Source organism: Sphingorhabdus lutea (assembly GCF_001889025.1).
GTDB lineage: Bacteria > Pseudomonadota > Alphaproteobacteria > Sphingomonadales > Sphingomonadaceae > Sphingorhabdus_B > Sphingorhabdus_B lutea.
Genome location: NZ_CP018154.1, coordinates 2,389,329 through 2,411,487, shown reverse-complemented (window position 1 = coordinate 2,411,487; position 22,159 = coordinate 2,389,329). Strand labels below are relative to the sequence as shown.

Annotated in this window: 15 protein-coding genes; 6 read left to right on the top strand and 9 right to left on the bottom strand. The window is 48.6% G+C overall.

Annotated features, from left to right (window positions below; all coding sequences use genetic code 11):
- Positions 1–7: 7 nt before the first annotated feature.
- The 6 genes from LPB140_RS11475 to LPB140_RS11450 all read right to left on the bottom strand — a co-directional run bounded on the left by LPB140_RS11475 (position 8) and on the right by LPB140_RS11450 (position 7,339).
- Positions 8–568, bottom strand: a complete 561-nt coding sequence (locus LPB140_RS11475) for a gamma carbonic anhydrase family protein (RefSeq protein WP_072559943.1) — start codon at positions 566–568, stop codon at positions 8–10.
- Positions 568–2,886, bottom strand: coding sequence for a fused MFS/spermidine synthase (locus LPB140_RS11470; RefSeq protein ID WP_083550381.1), 2,319 nt, complete (start codon positions 2,884–2,886; stop codon positions 568–570). Before LPB140_RS11470 ends, LPB140_RS11475 begins: the two co-directional genes overlap by 1 nt.
- Entirely contained in the window at positions 2,876–3,430 is a 555-nt protein-coding gene (locus tag LPB140_RS11465) for a GNAT family N-acetyltransferase (RefSeq protein ID WP_072559942.1), read from the bottom strand. Before LPB140_RS11465 ends, LPB140_RS11470 begins: the two co-directional genes overlap by 11 nt.
- Positions 3,431–3,436: 6 nt before the next feature.
- Positions 3,437–4,438 (bottom strand): porphobilinogen synthase, encoded by a 1,002-nt coding sequence (hemB, locus tag LPB140_RS11460; protein WP_072559941.1) that lies wholly within the window; start codon positions 4,436–4,438, stop codon positions 3,437–3,439.
- A 114-nt stretch (positions 4,439–4,552) separates the two neighbouring features.
- Entirely contained in the window at positions 4,553–6,217 is a 1,665-nt protein-coding gene (locus tag LPB140_RS11455) for a M23 family metallopeptidase (protein ID WP_072559940.1), read from the bottom strand.
- Positions 6,218–6,403: 186 nt separating this feature from the next.
- Positions 6,404–7,339 (bottom strand): prephenate dehydratase, encoded by a 936-nt coding sequence (locus tag LPB140_RS11450; protein WP_072559939.1) that lies wholly within the window; start codon positions 7,337–7,339, stop codon positions 6,404–6,406.
- A gap of 190 nt (positions 7,340–7,529) precedes the next feature.
- Between LPB140_RS11450 and LPB140_RS11445 the strand changes: the two genes are divergently transcribed.
- Positions 7,530–8,141 carry a c-type cytochrome gene (locus LPB140_RS11445; protein ID WP_072559938.1) on the top strand — a complete coding sequence of 204 codons (612 nt, stop codon included), beginning with the start codon at positions 7,530–7,532 and terminating at the stop codon, positions 8,139–8,141.
- A gap of 95 nt (positions 8,142–8,236) precedes the next feature.
- Here the strand turns inward: LPB140_RS11445 and LPB140_RS11440 are convergent, their stop codons facing one another.
- Complete coding sequence (locus tag LPB140_RS11440) at positions 8,237–9,109, bottom strand: LOG family protein (RefSeq protein WP_072559937.1); 873 nt, start codon at positions 9,107–9,109, stop codon at positions 8,237–8,239.
- A gap of 136 nt (positions 9,110–9,245) precedes the next feature.
- On the opposite strand from LPB140_RS11440, the gene LPB140_RS11435 reads away from it, so the two are divergent.
- From LPB140_RS11435 to LPB140_RS11425, 3 genes are all read left to right on the top strand, one after another.
- Positions 9,246–10,376, top strand: a complete 1,131-nt coding sequence (locus LPB140_RS11435; RefSeq protein ID WP_156874208.1) for a phosphoserine transaminase — start codon at positions 9,246–9,248, stop codon at positions 10,374–10,376.
- Between the two features lie 128 nt (positions 10,377–10,504).
- Positions 10,505–12,088: a phosphoglycerate dehydrogenase gene (gene serA / locus LPB140_RS11430; RefSeq protein ID WP_072559935.1), complete on the top strand. Its 1,584-nt coding sequence runs from the start codon at positions 10,505–10,507 to the stop codon at positions 12,086–12,088.
- A gap of 78 nt (positions 12,089–12,166) precedes the next feature.
- Entirely contained in the window at positions 12,167–13,297 is a 1,131-nt protein-coding gene (locus LPB140_RS11425; RefSeq protein WP_072559934.1) for an ATP phosphoribosyltransferase regulatory subunit, read from the top strand.
- Positions 13,298–13,364: 67 nt separating this feature from the next.
- Here LPB140_RS11425 and LPB140_RS11420 read toward each other — a convergent pair whose 3' ends face one another.
- The gene (locus LPB140_RS11420; protein ID WP_072559933.1) at positions 13,365–14,408 is read right to left on the bottom strand and encodes an alpha/beta hydrolase; all 1,044 of its coding nucleotides are present in this window, start codon (positions 14,406–14,408) and stop codon (positions 13,365–13,367) included.
- 196 nt (positions 14,409–14,604) lie between these two features.
- Between LPB140_RS11420 and LPB140_RS11415 the strand changes: the two genes are divergently transcribed.
- Positions 14,605–15,894, top strand: coding sequence for an adenylosuccinate synthase (locus tag LPB140_RS11415; protein ID WP_072559932.1), 1,290 nt, complete (start codon positions 14,605–14,607; stop codon positions 15,892–15,894).
- 85 nt (positions 15,895–15,979) lie between these two features.
- Here LPB140_RS11415 and LPB140_RS11410 read toward each other — a convergent pair whose 3' ends face one another.
- A complete protein-coding gene (locus LPB140_RS11410; RefSeq protein WP_072559931.1) occupies positions 15,980–17,215 on the bottom strand; it encodes a dicarboxylate/amino acid:cation symporter in 1,236 nt (411 codons plus the stop codon).
- A 212-nt stretch (positions 17,216–17,427) separates the two neighbouring features.
- Between LPB140_RS11410 and LPB140_RS11405 the strand changes: the two genes are divergently transcribed.
- On the top strand, positions 17,428–22,128 hold the full coding sequence (locus LPB140_RS11405; protein WP_072559930.1) for an NAD-glutamate dehydrogenase: 4,701 nt from the start codon (positions 17,428–17,430) through the stop codon (positions 22,126–22,128).
- Positions 22,129–22,159: the final 31 nt, after the last annotated feature.

The window sequence follows — 22,159 nt, the reverse complement described above, 5'->3', positions numbered from 1 at the left end:
AGACAGGCTATTCGCCCGACACGGCCAATTTATGCGCGTGGCCATTGAAGACATAATGGGCAACGCCAGCGCGCATTCCCAAAATATCCTCTTCGGATAAATCGCGGACCATCCGCGCGGGCGCACCGGCCCATAAAGTTTTGGCATTTACCTTTTTTCCAGGGGTTAATAATGCGCCCGCCGCCAACATCGCATCGCCTTCTATCACGCATCCGTTCATCGTGCTGGCCGCCATGCCAACAAAGGCGCGGTCATGCAAATGGCTGCCATGAATAATCGCCTTATGCCCGACAAGAACATCTTCGCCAATGATGGTGGGATATCCATCCGCGCTTAACCCATCTGGTCCATCGCAATGGATGATGCTGCCATCTTGAATATTGCTGCGATTGCCAATGGCAATGTGGCTGACATCGGCGCGAAGCACACAATTATACCAAATGCTAACATCCGCGCCAATGCTTACATCGCCAATAATACGGCATCCCGGCGCAATAAAGGCGCTGGGGTGGATAGTTGGCGTTTTACCATTGATGGTAATGATTGAAACAGAATGGTCAAAAGACATTAAAAATTCCCGACATTAAGCAATTTTAGCACGGGTGAATAATCATCGCGCCACGCCTCTTTATTCCTATCATTTAATAAAATCCACTGTTCGTTATGATTTGATGTTTTTGAGGCAGCATTTGGTAATTTTTGCGCGGCCAATTCCAATTCACGAAGCTTGCGTTCATCCTTTACCATCACCACCCAAGTGGAGGATTGATATCCATCGCGGCTATTTTCCAAATCGGTTGGGCTATAATCATTTTTGGCGGTGAACCATTTTTTGCCCTGTGCCTCGGCTGCCAAAACGGGCTCTAAATTAAAATATCGGTTGGATATATGGACAATTAACATGCCATTTTTACGCAGCACGCGGCGGTAAAGCTGAAACGCCTCTTGCGTTAATAAATGTATGGGAATGGAATCGGATGAAAAGGCATCAATAACCAAAATATCATATTGCCCATCGGATATTTGCCCCAATGATATGCGCGCATCGCCAATGATGATATTGGCATCGGGCGCACAGCGATGCAGGAAAGAAAATATCCTTTTATCCTGTGCAATTTTGGCCACCACTGGATCAATTTCAAAAAATGTCCATTTTTGTTCGGGTTTTTTATAACAGGATAAAGTGCCCGACCCCAATCCAACCACGGCAATATTGGGCCGGGTATAAAGCGATGGGGCCGCCGCAAGGGCCAGGCCGACACCCGATTTCGGGTTGTAATAGCTGGTCGGCAGGGTGGGGCGATTAACCAATTGAGTGCCATGTAATGTCGTGCCATGGGTCAACCAACGGGCATTGCCGCTGGGCGATTGATCAATAGTATAAATACCAAAATAACTGCGTACTCTTTGCCCATGCCAGCTTTTATCAAACATATAATCCGCGCCCGATGCAATCATTAACGCGGCAAGAGAGATGATGAAGGCGGGCCTACTGCCAAAGGAAATTATACCAATTACCCACATGACCAGCATGAGAAATATTTGGCTTTGTCCATTCAGGCCGAAAAATGGACGGGTGAAAATGAGGGCAAGGGCAAGCGCGACAAAGGAGAAGATTATCGTCACAATCTGGCTGGACTCCACTGCCCCATTATCATGGCGCGGCAGGCCAAAAATCAACATGGGACGTAGCAATATTGCCCCGCATATAAGCAATAAAGGATGTTCCCACGTCCAATCAAAAATTAACGGCGCAATCAATGCGGCAAAAATACCGCCCAATGCACCGCCCGCTGCCATCCATAAATAAAATATGGTCAGCGAAGAAGCATCGGGGCGCAGGGTATATAATCGTTGGTGCAGCGCCGTGGCCAATATCAATAATAAAAGCGGGCTGAATAATAAGGAATAATAATTGGCGCGGCTATCGAGATAAAATATAATCGCGCCCGCCGCCAATATCATCCATGGGGCAAGAATGGCGATAATATTGGCCATGGCTTGCCGATCGGAAAAGGCGATGGTGAAGCTGAGCAGATAGAGGGCGAGCGGCAGCACCCACAGCATGGGCATGGCAATAATATCCGTGCTGATATGGGTGGTGGTGGATAGCATGAATGCGGACGGAATGGCCGACAGGGCCAGCCATAATAGGCGTTTTTTCCATGTGATAATATTGGGTGAATTTTCCTCCGTCACCTTTAAAGGGCGGTCTGGAGCATTGTTCTTATTATCCGATATTTTGTCATGTAAATATGTGCGCCATGCAAGGACACAAACCAATAAAAGAAGCAGGCAGCCGCCAATCGCCCATATATTTTTTTGTGTTGAAAGCGCAAAAAAGGGCTCAATTAAAAAAGGATAGGATAAAAGGCCGAAAAAACTGCCCAAATTTGATGCCGCATATAGGGGGTAGGGATTGGCCAATGGCGCGGTGCGGCTGAACCATATTTGCATTAAGGGGGCCTGTGCAGCGATAATGAAAAATGGTGGGCCAATGGAGAAAATAAACATTATTGGTACGCGCCAAAATGGGGAGAAATCCACCGCAAAATGCGGGACATAAAGCGCAAAGGGCAACCATAGGGCAAAGGCGATACACATGATGATGGGGTGGATAATATATTGCCGCCGCCCCAATTTGCTCGACAGAAAATGGGCATAGCCATATCCGGCCAATAGTAAACATTGATACACCAACATCGCGCTGTTCCATACCGATGAAGAACCGCCCAATTCGGGCAAGGCAATGCGCGCGACCATGGGTTGCACCATGAATAATAAAAAACTGCCCAAAAATATAATGGCGGTAATTAAGCCGCGACCCGAATATAGATGATGAAAATTATCGATCAATTTGTCATTGATGGCTGGGCTATTTTGCAAATTCTTCTGCCTTTATTTCATGAACAATGATCGGATTATTCAATCCAAATGGCATTTCGGGATCATTAAAATCCAAATGCGCGGCGCGGGCCATGCCCAATTTGCGCATCAGGGCAATTGATGCCAAATTTTCCTTTATTGTTAAGGCGACAATATGGGGCGCGCGCAGGCGGGAAAATCCATGTTGCATGACCGCATGGGCGGTTTCAAATCCAATGCCATTTCCCCAAATTTCGCGGCGCAAACGCCAGCCAATTTCAAAATTATTGGTTAAATTTGTGCCCGCACTATTCACCCTTTTTAACCCGCAAAAACCCAAAACCTGTCCATCATCCTTATCTTGAACAATGTAAAAACTATGGCCAAATTGGGCCTGACATGCCGCCATACGGGCAAATAATGCCTCCACCTGATGGCGTTCTTGAACCCCGCCCAAAAATTGCATGACCGGTTCAATATTCAAATGCAGCATGAACGCGTCAATATCGCCCGATTTTTGGGTGCGCAATATGGTGCGCTTTGTTTCAAGGATAATATCGCTCATCGCCGATTATTTGCCCAATATTTTGGCGGCTTGCGGTGCAAAATATGTCAAAATACCATTGGCACCCGCGCGTTTTATCGACAATAAATTTTCCATCATCATCGCGTCCCTATCGCCCATGCCTGCCTTTGCTGCGGCCTCCACCATCGCAAATTCACCCGATACTTGATATGCGAAAACTGGCACGGCAAATTCGCTTTTGACGCGGTATATAATGTCCAAATAACTTAATGCCGGTTTCACCATCACATAATCCGCGCCTTCGGAAATATCCAATGCCACCTCGCGCATAGCCTCATCACTATTGGCGGGGTCCATTTGATATGATTTTTTATCGCCCTTTAACAATCCGCCAGACCCCACCGCATCGCGAAATGGCCCGTAAAAGGCGCTGGCATATTTTGCAGCATAGCTCATTATTTGCACATTGGGATGATTGTTCATTTCCAATGCGCGGCGAATGGCGCCAATGCGGCCGTCCATCATGTCGCTGGGCGCGATAATGTCTGCGCCTGCATTTGCCTGATTGATAGCCTGATCAACCAAGGCAGAGGCGGTTTCATCATTTAATATTTGGCCGTCCTTATCAATAATTCCGTCCTGCCCATGGCTGGTATAGGGATCAAGAGCAACATCGGTTAAAACACCAATTTTATTGCCAAATTTATCCTTTATCGCGTGGGTGGCGCGGCACATTAAATTATCCGGATTTGATGCCTCGCTGCCATTTTCATCACGCAAATGGGGCGGCGTGTTAGGAAATAGGGCAAGGCAATTTATACCCAAATCAATCGCCTCTGCCGCGCTTTTCAAAATTAAATCCACCGACATGCGCGACACACCAGGAAGGCTGCCTATATCCTCGCGTTGATTTTCGCCCTCAATAATAAATAATGGCCAGATAAGGTCAGACGGGGACAAAGCGGTTTCACGCACCATATTACGTGACCAATTATTCATGCGGGAACGGCGCAGGCGCGTGGCGGGAAAAGAAATATTATTATTCATAAAATATGCATAGTCATTTGCCCCGCGATGCTCAAGCAATTCTATAGCGTGTCGATTATACTATTAACCGATAATATTATTGGCCGATTTTATTATCTTGCGCTTTAAGCGCCCTTAAATATTAAACTGTGCCTTGGTGGTTGTTCGGCCCAAATGCTGGGCGGGCGTAACGGCAGAAACACGGTCAATTTCGCGCAAATTTGCATCAGCTTCGGTTTTACGCGCCTTTAACGGTGACAAAGCGGCGCCGGGGCTGACCGATTTTAATGCATTTAATTTGCCGCGAAAACGTGCCAATTCTGCGCCGGATAATTGTGCCTTGGTCGTGAATTTAACCGACATGGGGTTCACCGTTCGGCCATTTTTATATAATGTATAATGTAAATGCGCGCCGGTTGATAATCCGGTTGATCCGACATAGCCGATAATTTGGCCGCGCCGCACATTTTGCCCGCTGCGTGCGGCAATCCGGCTTAAATGCGAATATCCGGTGGCAAGGCCGCTGCCATGGTCAATTTGCACATAATTGCCATTGCCGCCCTTGCGTCCCGAATAACGCACTGTTCCGCTGGTCACAGCATAAATGGGGGTGCCATGGGGCGCGGCAAAATCAATACCTGCATGCATTCGGCGATATCCCAAAATGGGGTGGCGGCGCATACCATATCCCGATGAAATACGGCCATTGACCGGACGGCCAAATTCGCCTCTGCTTTCGCCCACGCCCGATGCCTCAAACCATTGGGTGCTTGACCCGCTTTGCCATTTTAACATTTGCACCTTGGGCCGGCCACCGCGATCAATGCCCGCATATAATAAATCGCCAACCTCAACCTCGCCGGTTTCGGCACGTTTATAATCAATAATGATGTCAAATTCATCGCCAGAACGAATGCTATCAACCGACATTTGCGCGTCAATCACCCGCAGGAATTTTTGCACCGCATCCGCCGGTGCGCCCGCCGCACGGGCCGATCGGAACAGGCTGTTGCCCACTGTGCCACGGATACGCAGCGGGGTATTATCCACCAAAATGCTATCGCGGCTAAGCGATAATGCGCCATTGGTGCGCGCGACTGATAAATTTAAATCAAATCTTGCGCGAAATGACAATGTTTCAAGCGGGCGGGGTGAATTTTTGCTGGTCCGGCGGCCCAACATGATTTGCAGCGCCGTGCCCGATGGAATATCACCCAATGCCACGGCAGAAGAAACCAAATTGCTGACCGCGCCTATATCTTGTGCGCTGACCCCGGCGCGTTGTAAAACACGGGCAAAGCTGTCCCCTCTGCCCATGGTGGCGGATAATGTAATGGTGGGCCGTTCGGGGCTGGATGAAAGAGCGCGCACATTATCACGCGATGCCATTTTAATGCCGCTATCGCTGCCATAGGCGATCGGCACAATCATTTGCGTGCGCAATTGGTCAAATTCATCTTCATTTAGTTGTGCGGCCTGCGCCCCATAAATTGGGCCAAAATCGGGGGTTAATGCGATGCATAGCGCCAAAAATCCGGACAGGGTGGCAAGCCCGCGAAACCATTTGCCCGACCCAATATTATCGGCCAAATCAACCGCCAAATCATCGGCGGTAAAGTTACGAATATTATTGATAAATGATGTAAATTTTGAATTTTGCGGGCCTGTTTCCTGTGTTTCATTGTCTGGAATAGGGGCAATATTTACGTCATGGGCCATATCCGCATCACCGGCATTTGCGCACTGATCATCCATGCCATTTATGGCGATATTATCATATGATGACGAAATTGATTTCATGACATTTTATTCATTATGACGCGATATAATCCCATTTGGGCCTTTTTTTCTATTGGGCCGTCATATTGAGGGAATATGGTTAATGTCAAATTAAAGTCGGCAAAAAAACCCACCATATTCGGTGAGTCGTGCGCTTTTGACGTTCAAAATGTAAAATAATTTATTATTTGATGTTGGTAAAAAAATCTATCCGCGTTTACGCGCCATGGGATATGTGCCCAAAATGCGCAATTTTTTGCAATGAAATGCCAATTCGGCCAAGGCGCGGTCCACCGCCTCATCGCCCGGTGCGCCGACAATATCGGCGTAAAATTCGGTTGCGGAAAAACTTCCCCCCAATTGGTAACTTTCCAATTTGGTCATATTCACCCCATTTGTGGCAAATCCGCCCATTGCCTTATATAATGCAGCGGGGATATTTTTTACCTCAAAAATAAAGGTGGTCATCACATGTTGCTGCGCATTATTTTGGTTATATTTTGCTGCCTCCCGCGCCAGAACGACAAAACGGGTCATATTATGATCTGCATCCTCTATTCCCTGTTCAATAATGCTGAGACCATATAATTTTGCCGCCAGGCTGGGCGCGATGGCCGCGCTATTTTGTCCATTTTGCCCATTTTGCCCATTTTGATTATCCGCCATATCCATATCCGCGACCAATGCCGCCGCCGCTGCTGTATCGGCATAGGAAATGGGTTTAATATTTTTGCGGCGTAAATATAAACGACATTGGCCAAGCGCCTGTGGGTGGCTTATCGCGGCGTTAATGGAAAGCGCCGCCGATTTCGCCATTAAACAATGCTGTATCGGCATAAAATATTCGCCCACAATCGATAAACCGGATTCGGGCAATAGAAAATGAATGTCGGCTACGCGGCCATGCAGGCTGTTTTCAATGGGGATAATCGCATGGTCGGCAATGCCATCCTTTACCGCATCAATCGCGTCTTCGAATGAAAAACAGGGCAAGGGCAGGCCATCTGGAAAATAATTTATCGCGGCCAAATGCGAATTTGCACCCGGTGCCCCTTGAAAAGAAACGGTTTTTTCGGGCGATAATGCAGCAGCCTTGGTCATTTCATCGACCAATTTTTGCGCAATTTTAGGATAATTTTCCATCATGATAATGTTCGATAGAAAGCCAAGGCGATATTCGCAAGCATGATTATGTCATCATTGCACAAAAATTAACGCTTTGGCGCATAAATGTCATAATCTGTTCTTGCACAGAGCGGCTCAGGGTATTAGAGGGTAGCGATGAAACCATGCCGTATAATGACGGCAAATTAAAATAGCGGAGCAGTTTTCGATGGATAATCGCAGCAACACAATTGCAGGCTGGGTTTTGGGCGGCGGTATTGTCGCTTTGGGCCTATATATAGCCAGCAGCACCTATTTTCATGCGGGTGAGATAGAGGAAGGCAAGGCAGGATATTCGATAGAGGGCCTTGAAAGCGGCGGCGAAGGCGGCGGCGAATCTGCTGTGCCTTTGGCGACTTTATTGGCCAGTGGCGATATCGCAAAGGGTGAAACTATTTTCAAGAAATGCGCGTCATGCCACACTGCGACACAGGGCGGCGCGCACGGTATTGGGCCAAATTTATGGGGCACAATGGGTAAACCACATGCCGGACATGCTGGATTTGATTATTCCCCCGCGTTGAAAGCTGTTCAAGGACCATGGTCATTTGAAGAAATGGACAAATGGCTGACCAGCCCGAAAAAATATGCTGATGGCACGAAAATGAGCTTTGCCGGTTTGGGTAAGCCGCAGGAACGCGCCGATTTGATTCTATATCTAAACAGCCTTGGCTCTAATCTGCCTTTACCTGCTGCGCCAGCCGCCGGTGAAGCCGCACCTGCAGAGGGTGATGCTGCTGCTGCACCTGCTGAGGGCGAGGCAGCACCAGCTGCAAAATAATTTATATGATAATTTAAGAAAAAGGGCTGCTTTCGCGGCCCTTTTTTATGCGATTAACAATTTCAATTTATGAAAAATGATATTTTGCGGGAAAATTATCCGCAGGGCAAATCGTAAAATTTGCGGATAATGTCCCATCCTTCCTCTGCATCATCAACAATATGGAACAGGTCCAAATCAGATGGGCTGATTGTTCCCTCCAGCATCAATTCTTCAAAATTTATCACTCTGTTCCAAAAATCTTTGCCAAATAGGACGATGGGCAGGGGTTCAATTTTTCCCGTTTGGATAAGGGTGATAAGTTCAAATAATTCGTCAAAAGTGCCAAACCCGCCGGGAAAGGCGGCGACCGCGCGGGCGCGAATTAAAAAATGCATTTTGCGCAGGGCGAAATAATGAAATTGGAATGATAAGGATGGGGTGACATATATATTCGGTGCTTGTTCATGGGGCAGAACAATATTTAATCCGATGGATTCCTTGCCCACATCCTGTGCGCCGCGATTGGCCGCTTCCATAATTGATGGGCCGCCGCCCGAACATACCACAAAATGGCGTTTGCCATCGGGCTCAACTATGCCGCATTCACTGGCGATTCGGGCAAGTTTGCGCGCCTCATCATAAAATTTGGATTTTTCCTTTAACCGGCCGGCGATTTCGCGGCTGCGATCATCGGTGGCGGCATCCATTAACGCATCGGCCTTTGCCGGTTCGGGGATTCGTGCCGAACCATAAATAACCAATGTTGATTCGATTCCCGCTTCCTCCAACAGCATTTCGGGTTTCAATAATTCCAATTGAAACCGCACAGGGCGCAATTCCTCACGCAGGAGAAAATCCTTATCCTGAAAGGCAAGCCGATATGCAGGGTCGCTGGTTTGTGGGGTGCTAATTTCGCTATTATCTGCGAATTTTGCTTCTTCTTTGGCACGGTAAAAGTGCCGTTTTTTCAATTCATTTTCATTCATTCGTTGATGAATAGCATGACAATAAAATAATCAAAGCCAAATATTATCTGCTTGACGATTTGTTTTGCTGCACCTAATGCCATCAACGGGCCACGCGGTCCCAACGCCGCGCGAGCTCTCTGTAAGGAGAAGCAATATGAGTATAGTTGAGAAGCCACAGCTGCGTCCTGCGCGGCCATATTTTTCCTCTGGTCCGTGCGCGAAGCCGCCGACATGGGAAGCGAATAAATTACAAACAGATTCTTTGGGCCGTTCGCACCGCGCGAAAATTGGCAAGTCGCGTTTGCAGCTTGCCATTGATTTAATGCGCGATGTTTTGCAAGTGCCCAACACCCACCGCATTGGCATTGTCCCGGGCAGTGATACTGGCGCGGTTGAAATGGCCATGTGGTCCATGCTGGGCGCGCGCGGCGTGACCATGCTTGCCTGGGAAAGCTTTGGTGAAGGTTGGGTCACCGATGCGAATAAACAATTAAAATTAAACGCAAATGTCATGAATGCGCCCTATGGTGAAATTCCTGATTTGTCCCAAGTAAATTTTGACGATGATGTTGTGTTCACATGGAATGGCACCACATCGGGCGCACGCGTTCCCAATGGTGACTGGATTGCCGATAATCGCAAGGGTTTAACCTTTAACGATGCGACCAGTGCGGTTTTTGCCTATGACATGCCATGGGATAAATTGGATGTTACGACATTTAGCTGGCAAAAGGTGCTGGGCGGGGAGGGCGCACATGGCGTGATTATCCTTGGCCCGCGTGCTGTGGAACGGCTTGAAAGCTATACGCCCGCATGGCCTTTGCCCAAAATTTTCCGTTTAATGTCGAAAGGCGCATTGGCTGAGGGTATTTTTAAGGGCGAAACCATCAATACACCGTCCATGTTGGCGGTGGAAGATGTAATTTTCGCGCTTGAGTGGGGCAAATCGGTTGGCGGATTATCAGGCATGATGGCACGCAGCAATGCCAATGCCGCCGCCTTAAACAAAATTGTCGAAGAACGCAGCTGGCTTGGCCATTTGGCGGCCGACCCCGCCACCCGTTCGACCACATCGGTATGTTTAACGGTGGAGGGCGCGGATGCGGACTTCATCAAAAAAATGGCCGGTTTGTTGGAGGCGGAAAATGCCGCCTATGACATTGCGGGATATCGTGATGCGCCCGCTGGCCTTCGCATTTGGTGCGGCGCAACGGTTGACAGCGCGGATATAGAAGCGCTTGGCCCATGGCTTGATTGGGCATATCACAGCGTAAAAGCCGGATAAATTATAACTGCCCCCCGCCATTATTGGGGGGGCAATTTCCCCATCATCATTTGGCAGAATGCCTAAAAAATATTGGCGCGAAGAAAATATATTCGCCATTTTTGCCAGAAAAATTGAAAGCATAAATTATGACAAAACCAAAAATCCTTATCTCCGATAAAATGGACCCCCGCGCTGCAGAAGTATTTCGTGAGCGTGGATGCGAAGTGGACGAAATTACGGGTAAAACCCCCGAAGAATTAATGGCAATTATTGGCGACTATGACGGCCTAGCCATTCGCAGTTCAACCACGGTGACCGAAGAAATTTTGGCCGCCGCCACCAATTTAAAAGTGGTGGGCCGTGCGGGCATAGGTGTTGACAATGTTAATATTCCCGCCGCATCGGCGCGCGGTGTGGTGGTGATGAACACACCATTTGGCAATAGCATCACCACCGCAGAACATGCCATTGCATTAATGTTCGCGCTGGCCCGCCAATTGCCAGAGGCCGATACATCAACACAGGCCGGTAAATGGGAAAAAAACCGTTTCATGGGCGTGGAATTGACCGGCAAAACTTTAGGTTTAATCGGCGCGGGTAATATTGGCGGCATTGTGGCCAGCCGTGCATTGGGATTAAAAATGAAGGTGGTGGCATTTGACCCATTTTTAACCCCCGAACGCGCGGTGGAAATGGGCATTGAAAAGGTGGATTTGGACGGGCTATTATCCCGCGCAGATTTCATCACCCTGCACACCCCATTAACCGATGATACCCGCAATATATTAAGCAAGGAAAATCTGGCCAAAACCAAAAAGGGCGTTCGGATTATCAATTGTGCACGTGGCGGCTTAATTGACGAAGCGGCGTTGAAAGAGGCATTGGACAGCGGCCATGTTGCAGGCGCAGCCTTGGACGTTTTTGCCAAAGAACCAGCGAAAGAAAGCCCGCTATTCGGCACGCCAAATTTCATTTGCACCCCGCATTTGGGAGCATCGACCAATGAAGCGCAGGTAAATGTCGCCATACAGGTGGCCGAACAATTATCCGATTATTTGGTGAATGGCGGCGTGACCAATGCGTTAAATATGCCCAGCCTGTCGGCCGAAGAAGCACCAAAATTAAAGCCATATATGGCGCTGGCTGAAAATTTGGGCACATTGCTTGGCCAATTAAATGCGCAAGAAATTGAATCCATCGCGATTGAAGTGGAGGGCGCGGCCGCTGAATTAAATATTAAACCCATTACTGGTGCGGTTTTGGCCGGATTGATGCGACGTTATTCCGACACGGTCAATATGGTCAATGCGCCATATTTGGCCAAAGAGCGCGGGTTAAATGTGGCAGAGGTTCGTCATGAGCGCGAAGGCGATTATCACACATTATTGCGCGTGACCGCCAAAACAAGCGAAGGCGAAAAATCGGTTGCCGGCACATTATTCGCCAATAAAGCGCCGCGTTTGGTTGAAATTTTCGGCATTAAGGTGGAGGCTGATTTGGCCGGACATATGCTTTATATTGTCAATGAAGATGCGCCGGGCTTTATCGGGTCAATTGGTTCAACCCTTGGCGAGGCGGGGCTGAATATCGGCACATTCCACCTTGGCCGCCGCAATGCGGGCGGGGAGGCGGTATTGCTGCTTTCCATTGATAGCCCGATTGAAGAAGCCGTATTGTGGAATGTTTGCAAATTGCCGGGCGTTAAAACGGTAAAGGCGCTGAATTTCTAATTTAATCGATAATATAGGGCCTGCCCAGCATGTATAATAGGGCTTGCCCAGCATGTATAATTAAGTAGAAAGCCGCTTATGGATAAAAAAGATATGATCTTGCCTAGCGGCTTTCATGACCGTCTGCCACCACAGGCGGAAAGCGCAGCGCGTCTTCGCCGCTGTTTGCTCGACATTTTGGCGGGCTATGGCTATCGCAGGGTTGAGCCGACATTGGTGGAAAATGAGGCGGGACTTCGCGCAAATATGAGCAGGGACGCCGCGCAAAAATTATTACGCGCAGCCGATCCCTTAACCGGAAATATGCTCGCCATGCGGTCCGACATGACCGTGCAAATTGCCCGTATTGCGCAATCATTATTGGCCGATGCACCGCGCCCCTTGCGCCTTTGTTATCAAGGGACAGTGGTAAAATTACGCGCCGATCAATTACATCCCGAACGCCAACAGACACAGCTTGGCGCTGAACTTATCGGTTATAATGGCCCTGCTGCCGCGCGGGAAATTTTATCCATGGCGGTGGAGGCGTTATTGGCCGCCGGGGTGAATGGCATTACCATTGATATAAATTTGCCTGATTTATTTGACCAATTGGCGGGTGGACCTATGCCGATTGAACAAGGCAAAAGGGCAGAGGTGCAGCACGCGCTGGACATGAAAGATGCAGGGGCGCTCGTATCATTGGGCGCGGATGAATATATGCCCTTGCTTTCTATGATGGGGGCGTTTGAACCTGCATTGGAAAAATTATCCACCTTTGACAAAAATGGGGTCATGGCGAAAAGCATTGCCGATTTGCGCGGCATTGTTGCGCCCATATCATCAAAAGTGCAGGTGACATTGGACCCCACCGAACGCCATGGTTTTGAATATCAAAGCTGGTTTGGATTTACCATTTTTGCACGTGGGCATAATGAAGCCATTGGGCGCGGCGGGGCTTATAATATTAAAAATGCCTCTGCAAATGGCGGCGCTGCGCATGATGAACCGGCCATTGGTTTTTCGTTATATCCCGATCCATTATTTGAAAAAAATGGCAATATGGGCGGGGATAATTTCCTGTTCCTGCCATTGGGTCATGATGAGATACAGGGCAAAAAATTTCGTGAAAATGGATGGCGCACGGTCACCGCGTTAAGCGAGGCTGATGATGCGAAAAAATTGGGATGCAGCCATATTTTTGAAGGCGGCGCATTAAAACGGGTGTAAAGCCGGATTAAAATGCGCCACATCCATAATTTGCAATTTATATGATGGCGTTAAAAATATGATGGCGTTAAAATCCCTTTAAAAATTCGCGCACTTGCGCGGCGGCGGGATAATCATCATTGCCAAAATCGCGGTTAATGGTGGCATGGGTCATATCCACCGATTGGCGCACCACATTTGCCCCATTTTTCACCAATAAATTCTGCAATATGGTGGATTGCTGCGAAGAGGCGTCGCGGTTGCTGACATGCAGGATGAGCCAATTGGAGGCGTTTAATCCATTGGTGTAAGTTGCGGGGGATAATGCGCGTTGCCGAACAGGGTCTGTGCCAAAGGCATCTTCATAAATCTTCTTGGTAACAAAGGGTTCGCTGGCCATGTTTTTTTCAACATCATATCCCGCCCCGTCCAACAGGATAATGCCCTTTATGGCGCGAAAATTTGTGCCAGTGGCGCGTTCATCCGTGCCCATATAGGCGGCAAGATGCGCCCCTGCACTATGCCCCATTAAAATGATATTATCGCCATCAAAGCCAAGCTCTGCCGCCTTGCTGCGCATCATGGCAATTGCCGCTGCGACATCATCAATTTGGGTTTCAACGGGGGCATCGGGTAATAATCGATATCCAATTGACCCAAAGGCATAGCCATTTTGGGTGAAATATTCCGCCTTATTCCCCACCATTTTTTTATCGCCATTGCGCCATCCACCGCCATGAATATATAAAATTAACGCTGGTTTCTGGGCGCGGGGCAATGTTGCGGCGCGAATATTTTTGGGCGGGTAAAAATCAACGGCCATTTTGCGATTATCGCCATAGGAAAATGTTTTCGCCCCACCCATAAATTTGGAGTCATCAGATTTTTTTGCACGGCGCGGATTTTCTTGCCCCTGGGATTGGGCGCGATCCTTTATCGCCATTTTGCAATTTTCGGACATATTTTCGTAATTATCCTTAACGCATTGGCGCAAATTTTCGCGATCATTGCCGCATAATTTTTTAATTTCTGCGCGGCATGGCCGTTCATTTTGTTGTGCGGCCAATGCCGCAGTGGACATAATGCCGATGGCTGTGATGATAAGGATATTTTTATGGATATTTTTTCGCATCAAATGTCACCTATATATTTTTGATTAAAAAATGCGCCCATATTATTATGTTGCCATTATGGCGATATGATATGGATTTTCAAAATGAATATTTGTGTCAAATTGTAACCCTGTAAATGGTATTGCTGGACGAATCTATCTGTGTTGACTAGGGAGGGCACGGTTTAATAATTTCACCTAAAAAGGGGCGAGTTTAGTGGCAAATGTAACCGTAATTGGCGCACAATGGGGCGATGAAGGTAAAGGCAAAATTGTTGATTGGTTGGCCGAACGTGCCGACGCAGTTGTCCGGTTTCAGGGCGGCCATAATGCGGGCCATACATTGGTAGTTGGCGAAAATGTGTATAAATTATCGCTTTTGCCATCGGGTATTGTGCGCGGCACATTGTCGATTATTGGCAATGGCGTGGTGCTTGACCCATGGGCATTGCGCGATGAAATGGAAAAATTGCGAGGGCAGGGCGTTACCATTACGCCCGAAAATTTCGCCATTGCGGATAATTGCGCATTGATTTTGCCGTTCCATCGTGATTTGGATGCGCTGCGTGAAACGGCGGCGGGTGCGGGCAAAATTGGCACCACCGGACGCGGCATTGGCCCTGCATATGAAGATAAGGTGGGCCGCCGCGCCATTCGTGTTTGTGATTTGGCGCATTTGGATGATTTATCCGCGCAAATTGATCGGTTAACGGCGCATCATAATGCGCTTCGCGCAGGATTTGACCAACCGCCCATTGATGTGGAAAAATTGTTAAGTGACCTATCGGAAATTGCCGATTTTGTCCTGCAATTTGCACAGCCCGTTTGGAAGCGGCTTAAAAAAGTGCGTAAAGCAGGCGCGCGTATATTATTTGAAGGTGCGCAGGGCGTGTTGTTGGATGTGGACCATGGCACCTATCCCTTTGTGACCAGTTCGAACACCGTGTCGGGCACGGCGGCCAGTGGTTCGGGCCTTGGCCCAAATGCTACTGGATTTGTTTTGGGCATTGTAAAGGCATATACCACCCGCGTGGGCAGTGGTCCTTTTCCTACCGAGTTGGAGGATGAAACCGGACAGCGTCTGGGTGAACGCGGACATGAATTTGGCACGGTGACGGGGCGTAAGCGCCGCTGTGGTTGGTTTGATGCGGTAATTGTGCGGCAAAGCTGTGCCGTTTCGGGCGTGACCGGCATTGCATTGACCAAGGTGGATGTTTTGGACGGGTTTGACAAAATCCGCATTTGCACCGGATATCGTCTAAATGGTAAAATTTTGGATTATTTCCCCGCCAATGCCAATGATCAGGCGGCGGTTGAACCCATTTATGAAGAAATGGACGGGTGGCAGGAAACCACCGCAGGCGCACGTAGCTGGGCCGATTTGCCCGCGCAGGCGATTAAATATATTCAACGTGTGCAGGAATTAATCGAAACACCCGTGGCATTGGTTTCCACCTCACCGCAACGGGATGACACAATTTTGGTGCGCGATCCTTTTGCGGATTAATGTCATTTTAATATTCTAAAAATAATAAAAGGCCGGACATATATCCGGCCTTTTTTATATAAAATAATGTTGTGATATGCGCGGGTTAAATATCATCCGCGCTAATCAATTCGGCCCTGTCCAGCTCGCCCGTCATGCTGGCCACGGTGACGGCCACGGCGGCATCGCCCGACACATTGGTGGTGGTGCGCATCATGTCCATAATCCGGTCAACGCCCGCCACCAATGCAATGGTTTCCAATGGCACGCCCACACCGGTAAACACCAATGCCATCATGATAAGGCCCGCGCCGGGAATGCCCGCCGCGCCAATGGCGGCAAATGTCGCCAAAATGGAAATGGTGAAATAATCACCCCAGCTTAAATCCACGCCAAAAACCTGTGCGCCGAATAATGTGGCAAGGCCCAAATACATCGCCGTGCCGTTCATGTTAATGGTTGCACCCAAAGAAATGACAAAGCTGGACACGCTTTGCGAGACGCCCAAATTGCGCTGTGCACAGCGAAGGGTAACAGGCAAGGTCGCATTGGAAGATGCGGTGGAATAGCTGACCGCCATGGCATCCACAATCCCGCGAAAAAAGTCCATCACGGGTACTTTGGCCAAAAATTTAATCATCGCAGAATAAATCAGGCCGATTATCAGGATGCAGCCAATATAGTTGAACAACACCAATTTGCCCAGCGCGGCCAGCGCGTCATATCCCAAAGTGCCGGCCACCCATGCCATGAGGGCGAAAACGCCAAAAGGGGTTAATTCCATCACCACCATGGTTACCTTTTGCATGATGACAGAGCCGCTGTCGAAAATTTTGGCAACAGGCTCGCCCTCTTCCTTGGCCATTAAAATGCCAATGCCGATTAACATGGCAAAAACGATTAAAGGCAAAACATCCACATTGGCCATGACCTGAACCGGGCTTTCCGGGACAATGGCCAATATGGTTTCCTGCCATGTTTTAATATCGCCAATTTCTTTCACCACCTTGGGCAGGCTATCTGGATCAATGCCCGATCCGGGGGTGAAAATAGTGCCAAGAAATAATCCCATCCACACGGCAATTTGACCAGAAATGATGAATAATAACATGGCGCGGCCACCCACGCGGCCCAATTTGCGTAAATCGCCAATCGCCGCCACACCAGAAACAAGTGAGAAGAAAATTAACGGCACAACCAGCATTTTGACCGATTTAATGAAAAAATCGCCAATCCATTTCAGGCTTTCGGCATCAGGCCCCCATAAACGGCCAACGATAATTCCCAAAATAAGCGCGGCGACCACGCGTTTCCACAATGCAATATTAAACCAAATTGCCATTTCTTCTCACCCTCTATTATTTTTATCTGCATCATATTTACCTACAGAAGCGCAAACGGCAAGGATAGAATGCCGTCATAAATATCAAAGCAAGCTATTATATATTATTTTATATTGAAACTATGTTGCGCAAATATGTTTATGGGCGCATATGTGAAGGCCAAGACCACGTTAAAAATAGATGGTTACACTAGCGGAAATAAAGGGAACATATGTCTCAAAAAATTGTCGAGCAAGATATAAATAAAGATCTTCTTTCACAAACAATAGCTTCATTCCTTGACCATGCATTGCCAGGAGAGAATGACGGATTTGATGAAAATAGTGCAAAGGAAGCGGCGTTATTCGCGTTAAATCTGGGGCTGGTTCGTGATGATAATCGGCCCTTGGTTGCGGTGGAAACATTTACCAATAATGCCGGACGCTTGGCATTGCGTATCGCCATTATAAATGACGACATGCCCTTCATTGTGGATTCAGTGTCGGCGGCATTGGGCAATGCGGGGTTGGAGATAGAGCGTTTAATCCATCCAGTTTTGCATTTGGTGCGCGATAATGATGGGCGGTTATCATCCATTGCCGGAACGCGTGCGGACCTTGGCAAAACGATGGAGGGGCATAGCCGTGAGTCGGTAATTTATATAGAGGCGGACCGTGTGGACGCGGCAAAAAGGCAAAATTTGAAAATCATCCTTGAACAGGTTCTGGGCGATGTGCGCGGGGCGGTTGGCGATTGGCCCAATATGGTGGATATTTTGCGCGCCGATGCCAAAAATATTCGCGATAGTGAGGCAGCGGCCTTAATCAATTGGTTTGCCGATGGCCAAATGACCATATTGGCGCATGAAATTGTTGATAATAAGGGGAAGGTTTCGGCGAAAAAGGGTATTGCCCATTCGATTGACGGGTCAATTTTATCATTGCCCAGTGTCAATCTTGCGTTGAAGCATTTGGCGCAAAATCCCAAAACCGATTTATTGGTATTAAAATCTAACCGTTCATCGACGGTCCATCGGTCTGCTTTATTGGATTTATTGGTGGTGGCGAACCGCAATGCAAAGGGTGATGTGCAAAGCCTGTCCATCACGGCGGGTTTGTGGACCAGCGCGGCATTGGCCGAAGTGCCAGAGGATGTGCCCATTTTGCGCCAACGGCAAAGCGAATTATTGAACAAATTTGGCTTTGATCCGCAAGGCCATGCGGGCAAGGCATTGACGCATAGTTTGACCAGCCTGCCGCATGATTTATTGGTGTCGTTAAAGCCAGAGGATTTAGAGCGCATTACATTAAGTGCAATGTCATTATCGGACAGGCCGCGCCCCAAATTAATCGCGGTGCGTTCACCATTGGGCCGACATTTGTCGGTTTTTGTGTGGTTGCAACGCGATGATGTGTCCACCAATATGCGCCGGATTATCGGGGATATGGTGTGCGAAGCGGCGCAGGCAAAATTATTAAGCTGGACCATTGGGTTGGAAGAAGGTGGCCTTGCCCTATTAAGATATACGTTGGATTTACCCGACCGTTCAATCCGCGTAGATGAAGATGCGCTGGACGCGAAATTGCGCCTGATGGTTCGCGGCTGGGAACCGGCGGTTGAGGGATATTTGGCCGAACAAAGCGACGCGAAACGGGCCGCGGCCATTGTATCGCGCTTTGGCCCGATGGTGCCGGTGGAATATCGCACCCGCCACGGTATTGAACAATCGGCCGAAGATTTGCTGCGCATGGTGCAAATGGAACGCGAGGGCAAAAAAAATGTCCGCATTTATTTGCGCGAGGGTGATGATGAAAATCGCCTGCGGTTGAAAATTTATAATTTGGATGGGTCATTGCATTTAAGCGATGCCGTGCCCGCGCTTGAAAATTTTGGATTTTCCGTGGTGGAGGAAACCCCCACCGAATTGGTCAGCCAAAATGACGAGGGCGAGAAAAAAAGCTTTGGCTATATTCATGATTTCCTATTGGGGACTAATCAAGTTGCGTCACAGGATTTGGCCGCAAGGGCAGAGATTTTGGAACAGGCCATTGTCGATGTGTTGGAAGGCGCGGCAGAGGATGATCGTTTTAACAAGCTGATTACCGTTGCTGGATTAGAGCCACAGGCGGTTATTTGGTTTCGCGCATGGTTTCGTTATTTGCGCCAGGCGGGGCTTAGCTATGGTTTGTTAACCTTTGTCGATGCATTGAACAAAGTGCCGCATATTGCCGCCGCATTGGCCCATTTATTCACCCTGCGTCATGATCCAAATTGGTCAGGCGATCGGGAGGTAGAAAGCAAAGCAATTTGCAAAAAAATACAATCAGATTTGGCACAGGTAAGCGCGATTGACGATGACCGGATTATCCGTTTGCTCAACAGTTTGATTTTGGCTGTGCTGCGTACCAATGCCTTTGCCCCCTCCGCACAGCAGGCTTTGGCATTTAAAATTGACAGCAGCAAAATTCCCATTTTGCCAAAGCCGCTACCATGGCGGGAGGTATGGGTTTATTCACCGCGCGTGGAGGGCATTCATTTGCGTGCAGGGCCAGTGGCGCGGGGCGGGCTTCGCTGGTCCGACAGGCGCGATGATTTTAGAACAGAGGTGCTTGGCCTGATGAAGGCGCAGCGGGTGAAAAATGCGGTCATTGTGCCAACGGGCGCAAAGGGCGGATTTTATCCCAAAATGTTGCCTAATATGGCCGATGATCGTGACAAGTGGTTTGAGGAGGGCAAGGAATCTTACCGTATCTTCATCCGCAGCTTGCTTAGCCTAACCGACAATATTGTGGATGATAAAATTGTCCATCCCGATGCGATTGTGCGCCATGATGCGGACGATCCATATTTTGTGGTCGCGGCGGATAAAGGCACAGCGACATTTTCCGACGTGGCTAATGCATTGGCGGCGGAGCGTGGTTTCTGGCTGGGCGATGCCTTTGCCAGCGGTGGGTCATATGGTTATGATCATAAGGCGATGGGCATTACGGCAAAGGGTGCATGGGTTTCGGTGCAGCGCCATTTCCTTGAAATGGGAATGGATGTGCAAAAAGATGAAAGCCGCGTCATTGGCATTGGCGACATGTCGGGCGATGTGTTTGGCAATGGCATGTTGTTAAGCAAGGCGATTAAATTGGTTGCGGCATTTGACCATCGCCATATTTTCATCGACCCCAATCCCGATGCGGCGGCAGCGTGGAAAGAACGCAAACGCATGTTTGACCTTCCCCGTTCCAGTTGGGAAGATTATGATCCAAAGCTGATTTCAAAGGGTGGCGGGATTTTCCCACGCAGCGCGAAAAGCATTAAATTAACGCCCGAAATCCGCAATATGTTAAATATTGAGGAAAAGGAAATTGAACCAAGCGCGTTAATGACCTTATTATTAAAAGCACCAGTTGACCTGTTATGGATGGGCGGCATTGGCACATATATTAAGGCGCGGAGCGAAAATCATGTCGAGGTGGGCGATCCATCCAATGATGCCATTCGGGTGAATGCAGAGGATATTCAAGCGAAAATCATTGGCGAAGGCGCGAATTTGGGCGTGACCCAGGCCGCGCGCATATCCTATGCTTTAAAAGGCGGGCGTATCAACACCGACTTTATTGATAATAGCGCGGGGGTTGATTGTTCGGATAATGAAGTGAATATCAAAATCCCGATTAACCGTTTAATGGTTGCGGGTGATTTGGCCGAGGCAAAGCGCAATAAATTATTGGTCGATATGACCGATGCGGTCAGCGAATTGGTGCTTGATGATAATCGTGCGCAGGCGCTGGCTTTATCCATTGCACAGGCCGATGGGGCGGAGGCTATGGCGTCTTATCTTCGTTTAATCGAACGATTTGAGGGTGAGGGCCGCCTTGACCGTCAGGTAGAGGGCATTGCCGCCAATGATGATTTGCAGCGGCGCAGCGCCGAAGGATTTGGTTTGATGCGGCCTGAATTGGCGGTTATTTTATCAACATCAAAAATCGCCCTGCAAGATGCGATAGAGGGCATTGATGTTGCCGATGATGCGGCAATGGACAGCGAATTATTGGCTGCATTTCCGCCCATGCTGGTAAAGGCGCATAAAGATGCGTTATTATCCCACCGGTTGCGGACCGAAATTGTCGCGACCAAAATCGCCAATCGGATTATTAACCGTATGGGGATGTTGCATCCATTTGAACTTGCCGAGGAAGAGGGCGCACCCCTTGCCGAGGTGGCCAAGGCATATATTATCATCGAAAGATTGTTTAATTTAACCGCGATTTTTGATGACATCACCACCGCAAAGGTGGATGAGGAAACGCGATTGGCGCTTTATACTAGATTGGCCAAGGCGACACGCCTGCACATGGCCGATTTAATGCGGACCGATTTATTACATCGTCCCATTGGGGAAATTTTGGAGATTTTGTCTGGGCAAATTTCTAAATTGCAACAAAATGTCGATGATATTTTGACCCAAGACGCGCGTATAGAGGCAGAACAAAGCATTATTTCCCTGCAGCAATCTGGTGCGCCGACAAAATTGGTGCAAATATTATTGGGTCTGGAAAAAGTGGATGGGGCAATTGGCATTGTCAATTTGGCGCTGAACCGTGAACTAACCCCCGAAGATGTGGCGCAGGCATTTGTGAAAATTGGCGATATGCTTGGCCTTGGTTGGGCACAGCGTATGGCGGTGCAGATGCAGCCTTCCGACCCGTGGGAAAAATTATTGGTTGCAGGGATTGCGCGTGATTTACAACAAATGCGGCTTGATTTTTTAAACCGTTCACGCGGCGATATGGACGGATTTATTGAACGTTGGGGGGATATGCACCTTGCACGGATTCAGCAATTTAAACATCTTGTCACACAGGCACGCCAAGGCGGTATGTTAAGCCTTGCCATGTTGGCGCAAATTGCGGGACAGGCACGGGTATTGCTTAATCGTTAATATTTGCGGATGATTAAATGATTAAGGCGCG